Genomic DNA, 15849 nt, shown 5'->3' with positions numbered 1-15849 from the left:
CAGAAGCTCCAGAAAAACGCCCCGGGTCCCACGGCCCGGGGCGTTTTTCATACCGTACGCATAGCGGAACAAAAACGCCCCTGATCTTCCGATCAGGGGCGTTTTTCATTGCGGTGGAAAACTCAGCGATTGCGGGTCAGCAAGGCCGGTTTTTCGCCGCGTGGGCGGCTTGGCAGTTGATCGAGCTGCTCGGGTGTCGGGAAGCGGTCGGCTTTCGACTCCTTGTGCATGATCTTCGGCTGGTTGCTGCGGGTGTTCTGGACCGCGGGCTCCTGGCGCGCCTGGTCATCACGACCGGGGCGACGGTTACGCGATTCTTCGCGACGTCCCTGGCCGTCACGCGCGGCACCGTTGCGCGAGCCACCGCTGCGCTTGGCCGGCTGGCTGCCGGAGTTGCTGGCGCCGCCACCGTTGCGTTGACCGCCGCCGGTGCGACCCTGGCCGCCGCCGCGTGGCGCATTGCCGTTGGCTGCGCCCTGGCCTGGCGCGCCAGGACGGCGGCCGCGGCCCTGGTTGTTCTTGTTCTGGTACGGGCTGACGTAGTCGGCGCGATTGCCGAAGTTATCCACATCGTCGTCCAGGAACTCGTCGGGGGCGCGGTCCGGGCTTGGCTTCGGCGGGCGCTGCTGGCTGGCCGGGGTGCCTTCGCGAGGTTTCTGTTCGCGGGCCGGACGCTCGCCGCGGGCGGCCGGTTTGTCCTTGCCCTTGTCCTTGCCCTTGTCTTTGCGGCCACCGCCGTTGCTCGCGCCGTCGCCGCGCGCGCCACGGGCGTTGCGCGGGTTACGCACATCCGGACGCTCGCGCACTTCCGGTTTCTCGGCTTCCACGGCGCTGGCGTCGAAACCTTGCAGATCACCGTCGGGGATCTTCTGCTTGGTCATGCGCTCGATGCTTTTGAGCAGCTTCTCTTCATCCGGGGCGATCAGCGAGATCGCCTCGCCCGAACGACCGGCGCGACCGGTACGGCCGATCCGGTGCACGTAGTCTTCGTCGACGTTCGGCAGCTCGAAGTTGACCACGTGCGGCAGCTGGTCGATGTCCAGGCCGCGGGCGGCGATATCGGTGGCGACCAGGATCCGCACTTCACCGGCCTTGAAGTCGGCCAGGGCCTTGGTGCGGGCGTTCTGGCTCTTGTTGCCGTGGATCGCGACGGCGGTCAGGCCGTGCTTGTCCAGGTACTCGGCCAGGCGGTTGGCGCCGTGCTTGGTCCGGGTGAAGACCAGCACCTGTTCCCAGGCGCCGGCGGTGATCAGGTGGGCCAGCAGCGCACGCTTGTGGCTGGCGGCCAGGCGGAACACCCGTTGCTCGATGCGCTCGACCGTGGTGTTCGGCGGCGTGACTTCGATGCGCTCGGGGTTGTGCAGCAGCTTGCCGGCCAGGTCCGTGATGTCCTTGGAGAAGGTCGCGGAAAACAGCAGGTTCTGGCGCTTGGCGGGCAGGCGGGCGAGGACTTTCTTCACGTCATGGACGAAGCCCATGTCGAGCATGCGGTCGGCTTCGTCCAGTACGAGGATTTCCACGTGGGACAAGTCGACGCTGCCCTGGCCGGCGAGGTCAAGCAGGCGGCCGGGGCAGGCCACCAGCACGTCGACGCCACGGGCCATGGCCTGGACCTGCGGGTTCATGCCGACGCCGCCGAAGATGCAGGCGCTGACGAACTTCAGGTCGCGGGCATACAGCTTGAAGCTGTCATGCACTTGCGCGGCCAGTTCGCGGGTCGGGGTCAGGACCAGTACGCGCGGTTGGCGCGGGCCGTGACGCTGGGATTTGTCCGGGTGACCGTTGGGAAACAACCGCTCCAGGATCGGAAGGGCGAAACCACCGGTTTTACCAGTACCTGTCTGTGCCGCGACCATCAGGTCGCGACCTTGCAACACGGCGGGAATGGCCCGCTGTTGCACGGGAGTAGGCTGGGTGTAGCCGGCGGCTTCGATGGCGCCGACTAAAGCCTCGGAGAGACCGAGGGAAGCAAAGGACATGAGTAATCCTGTTTTAGTGAGGGCTTGGCCCAGAGGGATAATCTTGCCTGGCGCGAATGGCGTTCAAGAGGACGCAATCCCGTCCGGTCCTGCTGGCTCCTGAAGGCTCATCGGCGAGGGCTCGCGCGGGCCTTGTGGCTGCGCTGTAGCGTATCGAGAGGCCTTGAACAGGGTCGAGCGTCCGGGCGTGAGCCTGGCGGGAAGGCCGGAGTATAACAGAGCAATCGGCGTACGCTGCTGTCCTGCTGCTCAACGGTTTTCAGCCGGTGGCAGCGCAGCGCCCGCGCCAGCGTCGACCAGGGCCGGCGCCGCGCCGTAGCGGGCGCTCAGTTCGGCGTAGGCCGGCTCGCGCTTGAAGCGCTTGAGTTCGGCGCCGAAACGTTGCACCAGCAGGTCCATGCCGGCGTTGCGCCGCACTGCCAGGAACTGGCTCTGGCGGCTGATGACCACCGGGTTCATGGTGACCTGCTGGCGAATCTGCAATTGGTCCAGCAGGTGCTGGCCGACCCGCCGGTCGGTGATCAGCAGGTCGATGCGCCCGCGCAGCAGCTTGCCGAAGTTGGCTTCGTGGGTCGGCGCCGGCTCGTGCTTGAACAGGGCGGACTGGCTGAACTCCTGGCTGTACAGGTAGCCGGGGGAGGTGCCCACGGTCAGCCCGCTCAGTTCGTCCAGGGTACGGAAGGGGTGGGGCCGCGCGTTGGCGTAGAACATCACGAACTCGACGTCCGACAGCGGTTCGCTGGGGTAGAGCAGGCTGCTCTCGCGTTCGTCGCTGTGAAAAATGTCCAGGGCGCCGTCGGCCTGGCCTTGTTCGAGCATGGCCAGGCAGCGCTTCCAGGGCAGGAATTGCCATTCGACCTCGATCCCCAGGCGCTGGAAGACGATGGCCGTGGTTTCGTAGTCCAGTCCCTGGGCCTTGCCCTGTTCCTCATACACGTAGGGGGCCCAGGGTTCGGTGACGATCAGCAGCTTCTCGCCATGGGCGGTCAGGCTCAGGCAAGCGAGGAGAAAGGTGGTCAGCAGCTGGGCAATGACGGGCATCGCGGGAGATTACGCCCAGAGGCCGTTCAATGGCTAGAGGCTGTCTAGCTCAAGCCTCAGTCAGCCTTTGCCTCGATCAGGTGGAGGCAGATGGCGTTGCGGCGCTGCCCCAGTACCAGGCGAATGACCGGGTGGTTGAACCAGCGCTCCAGTTGATGGCTGTCGAGCTGTTGTTTCAAGCGGCCTTCGGCGTTTTCCCGGGCCTTTTCCCACCAGACCGGGGCGCAGGCCTGGTCGAATTCGTTGGTGTGGCGGTAGCAGCCGTAGAGGATCTCGCGCATGAACTGCCGCTGATGGGCAGGCAGGGCCAGGGTCACCAGTTTGTAGGCCAGGCGTTGCAGGACGGGCGGACGAGGCAGCGTGGCGGTAACCAGCCGGGTTTCGTCCAGGGCGACCGTACTGGTGGGCGCCGCGCTGTGCTTGTGCAGCCAGGCCTTGGTCTTGGCGCGGAACAGCTGCTTGCGGCTCCAATAGTGGTGGATCAGATCGGGGCATTCGCGGACCTGCTTGCGGCGGTAGGCCGCTACCGACAGGCAGAACTCTTCGAGGGTGTAGGCGCCGTGGGCCAAGGGGTACAACTCGTCCATCAGGGCGATGGAGCGCTCCAGCACATCGGCATCCGCCCGGTGCAGGCCGATCACCCCGGAATTCAGCAGGGGCATCCGGTCGTCGGCCAGTTCTCGTTCCCGCAGCAGGCCGGCCAGGTGCTGGTAGAGGCCGGATTCCTTGTTGGCGCCGTAGCACATGCCAAACGCGTTGCACAGCAGGGTGCCGGGCTCGATGCGGCGAAACAGCTCCAGCGGCGAGCAGTGGAAGAAGGTGTCGGTGTCGATCAGCAGCGCCAGTTCGGATTCTTGCAGCACCTGGCGCATCACCACGTGCTTGGCGCGGAAGTGGTAGCCGTGCGGGGCGATCCACGCCTGGCGGGTGCTTTCGTCCAGCGGGCGCACGCGCACGGGCAGGTCGCGATAAGGCGCGGCATTGTCGGTGAAGACCTGGATGTCGAGGGGCTCCCCCGGTGTTTCACGCAGCCCGGCCAAGGCGCTGGCAATGCTGAACACGGCTTCCTGGTGATAGGTCGCGGCGCCATAAACCAGATAGATCAATTGCGGGCGTGCTGCGGTGCTGCCTGTAGACATCTACGGCGATCCTTCAGATGTTTAGGGATAAAAAAAAGGCCTTGGATTCCGCCAAGGCCTTCTTCTGATGCTGTCGGGGGGTTAACGCGGCAGCTTCAGGTTGTTCCAGACGGCCAGGCTTGGTTCGGCCTGGTTCAGAGTATAGAAGTGCAACCCTGGCGCACCGCCCTGTAACAAACGTTCACACATTTCGGTGATGACCTGTTCGCCGAAGGCCTGGATGCTCTGGCTGTCGTCGCCATAGGCTTCCAGTTGCTTGCGGATCCAGCGCGGGATTTCCGCGCCGCAGGCATCGGAGAAGCGCGCGAGTTTACTGTAATTGGTGATCGGCATGATGCCCGGAACAATCGGAATGTTTACCCCCATTTTTCTGACACGATCGACGAAGTAGAAGTAACTGTCGGCGTTGAAGAAATACTGGGTGATCGCACTGTCGGCGCCGGCGTTGGCCTTGCGTACGAAGTTGTTGAGGTCGTCTTCGAAATTGCGCGCCTGTGGGTGCATTTCCGGATAGGCCGCGACTTCGATATGGAAGTGATCGCCGGTTTCTTCGCGAATGAAGCTCACCAGGTCGTTGGCGTGACGCAGCTCGCCGCTGGCCATGCCCATGCCCGAAGGCAGGTCGCCGCGCAGGGCGACGATACGGTTGATGCCGGCAGCCTGGTACTGGCTCAGCAGGCCACGCAGGTCGGCCTTGCTGTCGCCCACGCAGGACAGGTGTGGCGCGGCCGGGATCTTCACTTCGCTTTCGAGCTGCAGCACGGTGTTGATCGTGCGGTCGCGCGTCGAGCCACCGGCACCGTAGGTGCAGGAGAAGAAGTCGGGGTTGTAGCTGGCCAGCTGGCGGGCAGTGGCGAGCAGTTTTTCATGCCCAGCATCGGTCTTGGTCGGGAAGAACTCGAAGCTGTAGCGACGGTCTTGGGACATGGTCATACCCTTGGAAACTCGTAAGCCTTGCGGGTGCTGGGCTGCCCGTAGGAGCGAAGCTTGCTCGCGATAGCCGCCCCGCGGTGTTTTGGGAAACCGCGGTGCCTGCATCGCGAGCAAGCTTCGCTCCTACAGGGAGCAGCAGGGTTTCTGCCGCCTGCTCCCTGGAAGAGCGCAGGCGGCAGAACCGATCAGTAGCGGTAAGCGTGCGGCTTGAACGGGCCTTCGACGGTTACGCCGATGTAGTCAGCCTGTTGCTTGGTCAGTTGAGTGACCACGCCGCCGAAGCCGCGGACCATTTCCAGGGCCACTTCTTCGTCGAGTTTCTTCGGCAGTACTTCAACGGTCAGGCGCTCGGCTTTCTGGGCCGGCGACAGGTCGGCGTACTTCTGGCCGAACAGGAAGATCTGCGCCAGTACCTGGTTGGCGAACGAACCGTCCATGATGCGGCTCGGGTGACCGGTGGCGTTGCCCAGGTTCACCAGGCGGCCTTCGGCCAGCAGGATCAGGTAGTCGTCGTTCTGCGGGTCGAATGCGCCCGGGCCGGTACGGTGGATCTTGTGGACCTGCGGCTTCACTTCTTCCCATGCCCAGTTCTTGCGCATGAAGGCGGTGTCGATCTCGTTGTCGAAGTGGCCGATGTTGCAGACCACGGCACGCTTCTTCAGGGCCTTGAGCATGTTCGCGTCGCAGACGTTGACGTTACCGGTGGTGGTCACGATCAGGTCGATCTTGCCCAGCAGGGCCTTGTCGATGCTCGCTTCGGTGCCGGTGTTGATACCGTCGATGAACGGCGAAACCAGTTCGAAACCGTCCATGCAGGCTTGCATGGCGCAGATCGGGTCGACTTCGGACACCTTGACGATCATGCCTTCCTGACGCAGGGACTGGGCCGAGCCCTTGCCCACGTCACCGTAGCCGATGACCAGCGCCTGCTTGCCGGACAGCAGGTGGTCGGTGCCGCGCTTGATCGCATCGTTCAGGCTGTGACGGCAGCCGTACTTGTTGTCGTTCTTGCTCTTGGTCACCGAGTCGTTGACGTTGATGGCCGGGATCTTCAGCTCGCCCTTGGCCAGCATGTCCAGCAGGCGGTGCACGCCGGTGGTGGTTTCTTCGGTCACGCCGTGGACGCGATCCAGCACCTGCGGGTACTTCTTGTGCAGCAGCTCGGTCAGGTCGCCGCCGTCGTCGAGGATCATGTTGGCGTCCCAAGGCTGGCCATCCTTGAGGATGGTCTGCTCCAGGCACCACTCGTACTCTTGCTCGGTCTCGCCTTTCCAGGCGAATACCGGGATGCCGGCGGCGGCGATGGAAGCGGCGGCCTGGTCCTGGGTCGAGAAGATGTTGCAGGACGACCAGCGTACTTCGGCACCCAGGGCAACCAGGGTCTCGATCAGCACGGCGGTCTGGATGGTCATGTGGATGCAGCCGAGGATCTTCGCGCCCTTGAGCGGTTGTTCAGCGGCGTACTTGCGGCGCAGACCCATCAGGGCCGGCATTTCCGACTCGGCGATGATGGTTTCGCGACGGCCCCAGGCGGCCAGGGACATGTCGGCGACTTTGTAGTCGGTAAAATCTGCAGGCGTGATTACAGCGCTCATGAAGAGCCTCCATTCGTAAGTATGCGAATGGGCGCCGTTGTGCGTTTAGTGACTGGCCGAACTTCACGACCAGACAACGCCCCATCCGAGCCTGACAGGTCGAACCTGCTGCAGCGCCCCTCGGACAGGTGGCGGGAAAACGGTATCAAGTGATAGTTACCGTTTTGAAGCGGGGCGATTATAGCTGTCTGCCAGCGACTTCCCAAGGATTTCTGTCGGACGATGTTCGAACGGTAATCGCGACCATAGTAGAAGCCCAATAGAGCTCTGCGCCGGGCTCTGCCATGATGCCGGCATCAATCGGCAAGACGGTCAGGAGCGAGCATGAATTTCCACACCCGCAAGTGGGTAAAACCCGAAGACCTCAACCCTAACGGCACGCTGTTCGGCGGCAGCCTGTTGCGCTGGATCGACGAAGAGGCGGCGATCTACGCGATCGTCCAGCTGGGCAACCAGCGCGTGGTCACCAAGTACATTTCGGAAATCAATTTTGTCAGCGCCTCGCGCCAGGGCGACATCATCGAGCTGGGCATCACCGCCACCGAATTCGGCCGCACCTCGATCACCCTGACGTGCGAAGTGCGCAACAAGATCACCCGCAAGAGCATCCTCACCGTGGAGAAGATGGTCTTCGTCAACCTGGGCGAGGATGGTTTGCCGGCCCCTCACGGGCGTACCGAAATCAAATACGTGAAGGACCAGTTCAAGGACGGCGATCCCATCGCCTGACCCGATCCCCTTGTAGGAGCGAAGCTTGCTCGCGATCGGCCCGCCCAGGCCCCGCGCTGTTTCAGTCAGATCGCGTCGCCTGGCAGCCCTGATCGCGAGCAATCTGCTCCTACAGGGTGTCAGTGCGCGTCCTGCGTGGCCGCCGGTGCGTCGCTGGTGACACGGCGCACCAGCTTGCCGATGGTCAGGCCCTGCAAGAGGATCGACGACAGCACCACGATGTAGGTGATGCTCAGCACCAGGTCGCGTTCCGGGCCCAATGGCAGGGCCAGGGCCAGGGCCACCGAAACCCCGCCGCGCAGGCCACCCCAGGTCAGGACCCGGATGGTGCCGCGCGGCACGCTGCGCCAGCGCCGTAGCAGGACGATGGCCGGGGCCACGGTGAGCAGCCGCGACAGCACGATCGCCACCGCCAGCAGGCTCGCCGCCGCCAGGTGCAGCCAGTTGAACGGCAGCAGCAACAGCTCCATGCCGATCAGCGCGAACAGCAGGGCGTTGAGCATGTCGTCGAGCAGTTCCCAGAAACCGTCGAGGTAGCGCCGGGTCATGTCGTTCATCGCCAGGTTGCGCCCCAGGTTGCCGATGATCAGGCCCGCCACCACCATCGCGATCGGTGCCGAGACGTGCAGTTCGCTGGCCATTGCCGAGCCGCCGATCACCAGCGCCAGGGTCAGCATCACCTCGATCTGGTGCTGCTCGATGCTCTTGATCATCAGGTACACCAGGTAGCCGATCAGCCCGCCGAACGCCACGCCGCCAATGGCCTCCTGGGCGAACAGCAGCGCGGTGGCGCCGAGGGTCGGGGTCTCGCCGAGCTGGGCGATGCCCAGCAGCACGGTAAACACCACTACCGCCGTGCCGTCATTGAACAGCGATTCGCCGACGATGGTGGTTTTCAACGGTTTGGAGGCGTTGGCGGTACGCAGCACACCGAGTACCGCGATGGGGTCGGTCGGCGAGATCAGCGCGCCGAACAGCAGGCAGTAGAGGAAACTCACGTGCCAGCCGAACAGGCCGAAGATCCAGTAGGCCAGGCTGCCGATGACGAAGGTGGCGATCAAGACGCCAACCGTGGCCAGCAGGCCGATGGGCCAGCGATAGCTGCGCAGGTCGTTGAGGTTGACGTGCAAGGCGCCGGCGAATAGCAGGAACGACAGCATCCAGTTCATCAGCAGGTCGCCGAAGTCGATCTGGCCGATCAGCTGTTGCACGCGCTCTTCCAGGCCGGGATAGCCGAGGAAGCTCAGGCCTTGCAGCAACAGGGAGAACAGCAGGGCGGTGACCATGACGCCGATGGTCGGCGGCAGGCCGATGAAGCGGAAGTTGACGTAGGTGAGCAGGGTGGTCAGGCAGATGAAGGCAGCGACAAGCTCGAGCATCCGGACTCCTTTGGATGAAAGCGTGAAAAGAACGCCCGAAAACCATCGGGCAAGGGTTTGATGGGGCGGGGGCGGCCTGGGGCACACCGGTCAGGAAAGTTCAGATTTCTCTGGCGATGCCGGCCGGCGCGCTCGATGGACCGGCAACCCCGGCGAGGCTCAGCCCGATACGTTGACCGCGGCGGCCTGACGACGTTGCAGGTAAATGAAAAACAGCGCGGTCAGCACCGTCAACCCGCCGACCAGCGCACCGGTCCAGGGCAAGTCGGCCAGGTCGGCGCCGCTGGCGACCACCAGGCCACCGATCCAGGCGCCGGCGGCGTTGCCCAGGTTGAAGGCGCTCTGGTTCAGGGTCGAGCCCAGGTTGGGCGCTTCATGGGCCTGGTCGATGATCAGCAATTGCAGGATCGGGCACAGGGCGAAGGCGAAGACACCCCACAGCAGCAAGGTGATTGCCGCCGGGACCAGCGCCCGGCTGGTCTGGCTGAACGCGGCCAGCACCAGTACCACGGCCAGCGCCATGGCCACCAGCGAGGGCAGCAGGCGGCTGTCGGCCAGGCGCCCGCCAAGCATGCTGCCGGCCGTCAGGCCGACGCCGAACAGCAGCAACATGACGGTCACGCCATGAGGGCTGACACCGGTGACGTCCTGCAGGATCGGCGCGATATAGGTGAAGACGCTGAACAGGCTGGTGGACGCCAGGACGCTCATGCCCAGGGCCAGCAGCACATTGGCCTTGCCCAGGACCCTGAACTCGCTGGCCAGGTTGGCCTTGTCCATGGCGATGTGCCGGGGCAGCCAGAGCCATTGGGCAATGGCCGCGACCACGCCGATCACCGAGACCGCCCAGAAGGTCGAGCGCCAGCCGGCGTATTGCCCCAGCGCGGTGCCCAGCGGTACGCCGAGCACGTTGGCCAGGGTCAGGCCGGTAAACATCATGGCGATGGCCTGGGCGCGCTTGTTCGGCGCCACCAGGCCGGCGGCGACCACCGAACCGATGCCGAAGAATGCCCCGTGGCACAGCGCGGTAATCACCCGTGCCGCCATCAGCGTGGTGTAGTTCGGCGCCAGCGCGCAGAGCACGTTGCCGAGGATGAACATCAGGGTCATGCCCAGCAGAGTCGCCTTGCGCGGCATGTTGGCCGTGCCGATGGCGAGGATCGGCGCGCCGAACACCACGCCCAGGGCATAGCCGGTAATCAGCAGGCCGGCATGGGGGATGCTGACGGACAGGTCGCGGGCGACATCGGGCAACAGGCCCATGATGACGAATTCAGTGGTACCGATGCCGAAGGCGGCAACAGCCAGTGCAAGCAAGGCGAGTGGCATGCAAGGATTCTCTGTCTGTAGTCTTGACGCTCTGATCAGGCATGCGCATGCCGGCTCTCCTCTTCCGCGGGGATCGAGTCCGGCGGATCGGGTGGCGGCAGAAATTATTGGAATAGATACATGCGCAACTGAGTGCGGCGTGGTTGGCGTCAGTATAGACAGCCGGGATGCCCAGGTGAATCGATTCTCTTCAAGCAAACAGGGAGGTTGGGGTGCTGGCGACAACTCTGGTACTGGTGGCGGCGCTGCTGCATGCGGCGTGGAATACCCTGATCAAGTTCAGTGGCGAACGCTTGCTGGTGGTGGCCTGCATGGACAGCGTCGCCCTGTTGTTCGTGGCGCTGATGCTGGGGTTCGTCGACTGGCCGCCGCTGGCGCTCTGGCCGTGGATCCTGGCTTCGGCGGCCTTCGAATTGCTCTACCGCTATCTGTTGATCCAGGCCTACCGGGTCGGCGACCTGGGCCTGGTCTACCCGCTGATGCGTGGCCTTTCGCCCCTGGTGGTGCTGGCCCTGACCCTGATCTTCGCCGGCGAAGTGCTCAGCCCGCAGCAGATCCTCGGCATCCTGCTGATCCCCTTCGGCATGTTGTGCCTGCTGTGGCAGGGCGGTGGCGGCGACCGTCTGCCCTGGTCGATGCTGCCGGTGGTGGCGCTGATCGGCCTGTGCATCGGCTGCTACACCTTTATCGACGGCCAGGCGTTGCGCCGCTGGTCCCACCCACTGGATTACCTGGTGTGGGTGACACTGCTCAGCGCCTGGCCCTTCCCGTTGCTGGCGCTGCTGCGCAAGCGGGCGGCGTTCACGCTGTTCTGGCGCGAACAATGGCGGCTGGGGCTGAGCGTCGGATTCTGCGTGCTGTTCAGCTACGCTCTGGTGCTGTGGGCCATGCAACTGGGGTCGATCGCCGAGGCGGCCGCATTGCGGGAAATCAGCGTGATCCTGGTGGTGCTGTTCGGCATGCGCTACCTGAAAGAACCTTTCGGCCGACCCCGGCTCTTAGCCTGTGGGCTGGTGCTGATCGGCATGCTGGTAATGAAGTTCTGACCCTGTTCCCTCCTCATGACATTAAAAAAAGGACCCTGCCATGACCGTCGCGTTCTGGTGTGTATTGATCGCTATCTTCCTGCCTTACCTGTGCAATGGCCTCGCCAAGTTCAGTGGCGGCACCTTCGGCCTGCGGGACAACCACGACCCCCGGGCCTATCTGGAGAGGCTCGAGGGTTTCGCCAAACGCGCGCATTCGGCGCAGCTCAACAGCTTCGAAGTGACCCCGGCCTTCGCGGCCGGAGTGATCATCGCGCATATCGCCAACGTCGCCGAGCTGGTGACCATCGACGTGATCGCCGTGCTGTTCATCACCAGCCGCCTGCTGTACATCATCTGCTACCTGGCGGATTGGGCGATCCTGCGCTCGCTGGTCTGGCTCATCGGCATGGTGCTGGTCGCCAGCCTGTTTTTCGTTTCCATCTGACCAAGCCTGGCGCTGACCCTGTAGCCGCTGCCGAGCCTGCGAGGCTGCGATCGACTGCGCAGCAGGCGCAAAACCTGAGAAGGCGTCGGGTCTGGCCAGCCGCGTTGGCCCCTTGCGGCCGCCGCAGCGCAATGCCGCCCGTCTGGGCGCCGGCCCGGCAGCGGCTACAGGATCATTTGCCGTCGGCAACCTCGGGTACTTTCGGCAGGGTGGCGCCCTTGGGCCAGAGCATCCAGATCTGGCCCTGCTGTTTCATGTCGCCTGCCAGTTGCCCCGCCGCGTCGCCGGTGCCCCAGAACAGATCGGCGCGCACCTCGCCGGCGATCGCGCCACCGGTGTCCTGCGCCGCCACCGGACGGATCAGGCTGCTGCCATCCGGCCGGGTGGTGGAGAGCCACAACAGGCTGCCCAGGGGAATCACCTTGCGGTCCACCGCCACGCTGTAGCCGGACGTCAGCGGAACGTTCAGCGAGCCGCGCGGGCCTTCGTTGCTGTCCGGGTTGCGGTTGAAGAACACATAGCTGGGGTTGCTGCCCAGCAGCTCCGGGATGCGCTGCGGGTGGGCCTTGGCCCAGGCGGCGATGGTGCCCATGGTCACGTCTTCTTTCTTCAGCTCGCCCTGGTCCACCAGCCAGCGGCCGATGGGGCGGTACGGGTGGCCGTTCTGGTCGGCATAGCCAATGCGCAACTGGCGCCCGTCTTCCAGCTGGATGCGGCCCGAGCCCTGGATCTGCAGGAATTGCAGGTTCATCGGGTCGGTCAGCCAGGCGATGACGGGCGCCTTGACGCCTTTGCTCTCGATGGTCGCGGCATCGTCGTAGGGTTTCAGCACCCGGCCTTCGAGGCGGCCACGCAGGCGCTTGCCCTTGAGTTCGGGGTAAATGCTGTCGAGGGCGACGATGATCATGTCTTCCGGTACGCCATACACCGGCACCGAGGCGGTGGTGGTCTGGGTCAGGCTGCCCGGGTAGACCGGCTCGTAGTAGCCGGTGATCAGGCCATTGCTGCTACCGCTGGCCGAGCGCAGGCCGTAGACGTCCAGGTGCTCCTTGAGGAAGCCGCGCACGTCGGGAGCGGTCAGCGGCACGCTGGCCGCGCTCGCGCAGGTCGGGCCCCATGTCGGGTCGGTTTTCAAGCGGGTACAGGCACTGCGCCAGGAGCCGAAGCCGGCCAGCAGGTCGTTGTCGGACACGGCGGGCAAGGCCTCCCAGCTGGCGCTGGTGTAGGTGGCGATGGCGTGGGTCTGGGGTGGCTTGCCGATGTCGCCGCCATTGCATCCGGCCAGCAGGATCGCCGTGGGCAGGGCCCACGCCAGGTGTCGACGCCATAGCTTGAAGCGGGTGTTCATTGAGGGTTTCCTTTGGAGGTTGCCTGGGCGCCGGGCGCTTGCGGGCAATCCATATTATTAATAGGGCTATTGGTCTTTGCCGGGCAGGCGAGGATACTGGCGGCCGTTTCCCGTGACCTGAAGCCACCATGACTCTTAAAAGACTCTCTGTTGTATTGCTGGCCTGCCTGGCGCTGTCCGCCTGTGGCGGCGTCGATCCGAACTCCCCGCTGGGCCAGCGCAAGGCGATCTTCAAGCAGATGCTCAAGACCGGTGAGGACCTGGGCGGCATGCTCCGCGGACGCATCCCGTTCGACGGCCCGCGTTTTACCGAAGGCGCGGTCAAGCTGGACAGCCTGTCGCACGAGCCCTGGAAGCACTTTCCGCAGGTCCGGGAGCAGGAGCACAGCAGCGCCACCGACGATGTCTGGCAGAAGCAGGCGCGTTTCCAGGAACTGGCCCGCATTCTCGAGGCGGCCACCGGCGAACTGGTGATCGCCAGCCAGGTCCAGCCGTACAAGGCCAGCAACCTGGGGCCGGCGGTGCAGAAGGTCGAAGATGCCTGCAGCGCCTGCCACAAAGAGTTCCGCGATCACTGATTGATTGCTGCCCGATAGGCTCGCGGCAGGCGTTGCTGCCGCGACGGCGCGCGCTTACTTGTCCAGCTCGTCGAGGGCTTCCTGCAATTCCTTGCGGGAGTCTGCCAGCTTGTCCTTGCGCTTGTTGATCTTCTCTGCGTCGCCTTTTTTCATCGCCTTGTCCAGGTCGGCCTGACGCCGGCTGACTTCATGCTTGGCCTCCAGCACCTTGTTTTCACGTTCCTTTTTCAGCGAGGCGTCGGTGCAGTTGGCGGTGGTTTCGCTCAGGGCCTTTTCCAGGCCGGCCTGTTGCTCGCTGTTGCCGTGGGCCTTGGCCTGTTCGATCTGGGTGCTGATGGCCTGGCGCTTGGCGGCGCAGCCGGTGAGTGGCTGGGCCTGTTCGGCCGCCATCAGGGTTGGGGCGCCGAGGCTGAACGCGGCGAAAAGGGTGAGCGGTGCAAGGAATTTCATAAGGGCTCCAGGTGAAAAGATGAATAGCAGGAGTGGGGCGATGGGCTGTTTGAGCCACATGCGCCGCCGGGGTTCAATGCCTCCGGCGGTAAAGGCTTCAGAAACCCTCGATGCCGGCGGCGCGTAATTTTTCTCTCAAGGCCAGGACCTGCGGATCGCGGAAGAAGGCGCTCAACTGAGCGGCGCGTTCCGGGCCGATTGCGCTTTCGGTCTGCCATTGTTCGGTGGTCCTGGCTGCCAGTGCTTCCCAGCCGTGTTCGAGCCCGGCATTTCCGGTCGGTGGCAATCCGAGGGCCTTGAGCCATCGATGGAATGGCTGTTGCCGGGCACTGCGCAGGCTGTTCAGCAGGCGCGCGGTGCTGCGCTCGCCAAGGCCGGCAATGTTAGCAAGCTCTGCGGGGTCGAGGGTCAACCAATCGACCAGTCCGTTGATCAGTTTTGCGTCCAGAAGTGTATTCCAGGTGCCCGGCCCCACGTGCGGCAGGTCCAGTCCGGATTTGCCGCTGAGCCAGGCCAGGCGTGCCAGGAACTGGCTTTTACAGCCGGGCACTGGCTGCCAGCAACTGAGGGTGTGGAACGCGCCGGCGTCCGGAGCCTGCACCGGCGGCCGCCGGCTGGCTCGCACTACCACGCGATCCAGGCGCGGTATGGTCAGGCCGGCCAGGCTGATCGCCACCTGGTCGCCGGGGCGGATGTCCAGTTCCTGCCAGCGTGCCAGCGACCCCAGGCTCACTCGCCTGATCTGGCGGTCGTCCAGCCGCACCGGCTCGAGTTCGAGCACCGGGGTGATCCGCCCCGTGCGGCCGACCCTGAAGTCGACCTTGCGCACCAGAGCCAGGGCCTGGGCGTGCGGGTACTTCCAGGCGGCGATCCAGTAGGGCGCCCGGGCCTGCCAGCGTTGGGCTTCCGGGCGCCGGCTCTGGCGCAGGACGATGCCGTCGCTGGCGAAGGGCAGGGCCGATCGGTACCAGTGTTCTCGCCATTGGCGGACTTCGGCGAGCGTATTGACGCGCTGGCTGTATTCGCCGCTCAAGGGAAAGCCCAGGGCCTCGAGGCCGGCCAGCCGCTCCGGCAGGGTGTCCGGGCCCTGCGGCCAGTCCCAGACGAACAGGCCGACCTGGCTGGCCTGCCGCATCTCCAGCGCGTTGCGCGCCAGCAGGCCGGCGATCTGGCTGCGTGCATTCTGGCTGCCGGCCCTGGCCTGGATGTGCCGGTCCTGGCGCCAATAGAGTTCCCCCTGGAGCAGCAAGTCCCGAGGTTCGGGCAGGCGTTTGGGGATGGCGTCGATCAATCGGGCCGGGCCGGTCCAATCCTGGCCCCGGAGGCCATCGCCGCGGCTGATGGCTTGCTGGAACCGTCCCTGGCGATAAATCAGCGTCACCGCCACGCCGTCGACCTTGGGCTGTACCCAGACCTCCTCGCGCCCGGCGAGCCAGCGCTGCACGGCGCTGGCGTCGGCCAGCTTCGCCACGCCGGTATGGGCGATGGGGTGGGGGACGGTGCCGCGGGCGGTGCGCAGCGGGTTGCCGGGCTCGACGGCAATCTCGGGAAAGCAGCCCTGCCATTGCTCGAGCCGGGCGCGGGACTGGTCGTAAAGCTCGTCGGCCACTGGCGACAGGCCCTCGCGGTGGTAGCTGTCGTCCCAGCGCTCGATGTGCTGCTGCAGGGCGAGCATTTCGCCGCGCGCCTGGGCAGGCGTCCAGGCTGGGCAGGCACCGGCGGCGGTCGGCAGGGCCAAGGAGATCAGGGCGAAGGAGGTCAGGATGAGACCGGCCAGCGGAAATGAGGCGTAGGGCATGGGGAGCATCCTTGCTCGGGGGAGTCAGGTTGCAGGCTAGAGCGCAGGGCTGGGGCGGGAAAGGACGGATGGGTTGCC

Annotated in this window: 13 protein-coding genes, 1 pseudogene and 1 riboswitch; of the genes and pseudogenes, 4 read left to right on the top strand and 10 right to left on the bottom strand. The window is 64.9% G+C overall.

Annotation, left to right across the window (positions count from 1 at the left end; genetic code table 11):
- Positions 1 to 122 precede the first annotated feature (122 nt).
- The 5 genes and pseudogenes from TO66_RS29355 to ahcY all read right to left on the bottom strand — a co-directional run bounded on the left by TO66_RS29355 (position 123) and on the right by ahcY (position 6687).
- Positions 123 to 1979: a DEAD/DEAH box helicase gene (locus TO66_RS29355; protein ID WP_044465536.1), complete on the bottom strand. Its 1857-nt coding sequence runs from the start codon at positions 1977 to 1979 to the stop codon at positions 123 to 125.
- 227 nt (positions 1980 to 2206) lie between these two features.
- Positions 2207 to 3020 (bottom strand): annotated as a pseudogene (locus TO66_RS29350) (substrate-binding periplasmic protein); the annotation flags it as partial.
- 56 nt (positions 3021 to 3076) lie between these two features.
- On the bottom strand, positions 3077 to 4159 hold the full coding sequence (locus TO66_RS29345; RefSeq protein WP_044465534.1) for a hypothetical protein: 1083 nt from the start codon (positions 4157 to 4159) through the stop codon (positions 3077 to 3079).
- 81 nt (positions 4160 to 4240) lie between these two features.
- The gene (gene metF, locus TO66_RS29340) at positions 4241 to 5086 is read right to left on the bottom strand and encodes a methylenetetrahydrofolate reductase [NAD(P)H] (RefSeq protein WP_044466182.1); all 846 of its coding nucleotides are present in this window, start codon (positions 5084 to 5086) and stop codon (positions 4241 to 4243) included.
- 191 nt (positions 5087 to 5277) lie between these two features.
- Positions 5278 to 6687, bottom strand: coding sequence for an adenosylhomocysteinase (gene ahcY, locus TO66_RS29335; RefSeq protein WP_044465533.1), 1410 nt, complete (start codon positions 6685 to 6687; stop codon positions 5278 to 5280).
- 22 nt (positions 6688 to 6709) lie between these two features.
- A riboswitch (S-adenosyl-L-homocysteine riboswitch) is annotated at positions 6710 to 6815 on the bottom strand.
- A gap of 196 nt (positions 6816 to 7011) precedes the next feature.
- On the opposite strand from ahcY, the gene TO66_RS29330 reads away from it, so the two are divergent.
- Positions 7012 to 7416, top strand: a complete 405-nt coding sequence (locus TO66_RS29330; RefSeq protein WP_044465532.1) for an acyl-CoA thioesterase — start codon at positions 7012 to 7014, stop codon at positions 7414 to 7416.
- A gap of 119 nt (positions 7417 to 7535) precedes the next feature.
- On the opposite strand, the gene TO66_RS29325 is transcribed toward TO66_RS29330, so the two are convergent.
- On the bottom strand, positions 7536 to 8795 hold the full coding sequence (locus TO66_RS29325) for a sodium:proton antiporter (protein WP_044465531.1): 1260 nt from the start codon (positions 8793 to 8795) through the stop codon (positions 7536 to 7538).
- A 159-nt stretch (positions 8796 to 8954) separates the two neighbouring features.
- Positions 8955 to 10124: an MFS transporter gene (locus tag TO66_RS29320; RefSeq protein WP_044465530.1), complete on the bottom strand. Its 1170-nt coding sequence runs from the start codon at positions 10122 to 10124 to the stop codon at positions 8955 to 8957.
- A gap of 212 nt (positions 10125 to 10336) precedes the next feature.
- On the opposite strand from TO66_RS29320, the gene TO66_RS29315 reads away from it, so the two are divergent.
- Together TO66_RS29315 and TO66_RS29310 are read left to right on the top strand one after the other, a co-directional pair.
- Positions 10337 to 11170, top strand: a complete 834-nt coding sequence (locus TO66_RS29315) for an EamA family transporter (RefSeq protein ID WP_044465529.1) — start codon at positions 10337 to 10339, stop codon at positions 11168 to 11170.
- A 40-nt stretch (positions 11171 to 11210) separates the two neighbouring features.
- A complete protein-coding gene (locus tag TO66_RS29310; protein ID WP_044465528.1) occupies positions 11211 to 11597 on the top strand; it encodes an MAPEG family protein in 387 nt (128 codons plus the stop codon).
- A 172-nt stretch (positions 11598 to 11769) separates the two neighbouring features.
- Here the strand turns inward: TO66_RS29310 and TO66_RS29305 are convergent, their stop codons facing one another.
- Positions 11770 to 12945 carry a murein transglycosylase A gene (locus TO66_RS29305; RefSeq protein WP_044465527.1) on the bottom strand — a complete coding sequence of 392 codons (1176 nt, stop codon included), beginning with the start codon at positions 12943 to 12945 and terminating at the stop codon, positions 11770 to 11772.
- Positions 12946 to 13073: 128 nt separating this feature from the next.
- On the opposite strand from TO66_RS29305, the gene TO66_RS29300 reads away from it, so the two are divergent.
- Entirely contained in the window at positions 13074 to 13523 is a 450-nt protein-coding gene (locus TO66_RS29300) for a cytochrome c (protein ID WP_044465526.1), read from the top strand.
- Positions 13524 to 13577: 54 nt separating this feature from the next.
- Here TO66_RS29300 and TO66_RS29295 read toward each other — a convergent pair whose 3' ends face one another.
- Both TO66_RS29295 and ligB read right to left on the bottom strand, forming a co-directional pair.
- Positions 13578 to 13973, bottom strand: a complete 396-nt coding sequence (locus tag TO66_RS29295; RefSeq protein ID WP_044465525.1) for a DUF1090 domain-containing protein — start codon at positions 13971 to 13973, stop codon at positions 13578 to 13580.
- Positions 13974 to 14070: 97 nt separating this feature from the next.
- A complete protein-coding gene (gene ligB / locus TO66_RS29290) occupies positions 14071 to 15771 on the bottom strand; it encodes an NAD-dependent DNA ligase LigB (protein ID WP_044465524.1) in 1701 nt (566 codons plus the stop codon).
- Between the last annotated feature and the right edge of the window lie 78 nt (positions 15772 to 15849).

It is taken from the genome of Pseudomonas sp. MRSN 12121 (assembly GCF_000931465.1).
Classification (GTDB): Bacteria; Pseudomonadota; Gammaproteobacteria; order Pseudomonadales; family Pseudomonadaceae; genus Aquipseudomonas.
This window is presented reverse-complemented; position numbering and strand designations above follow the sequence as displayed.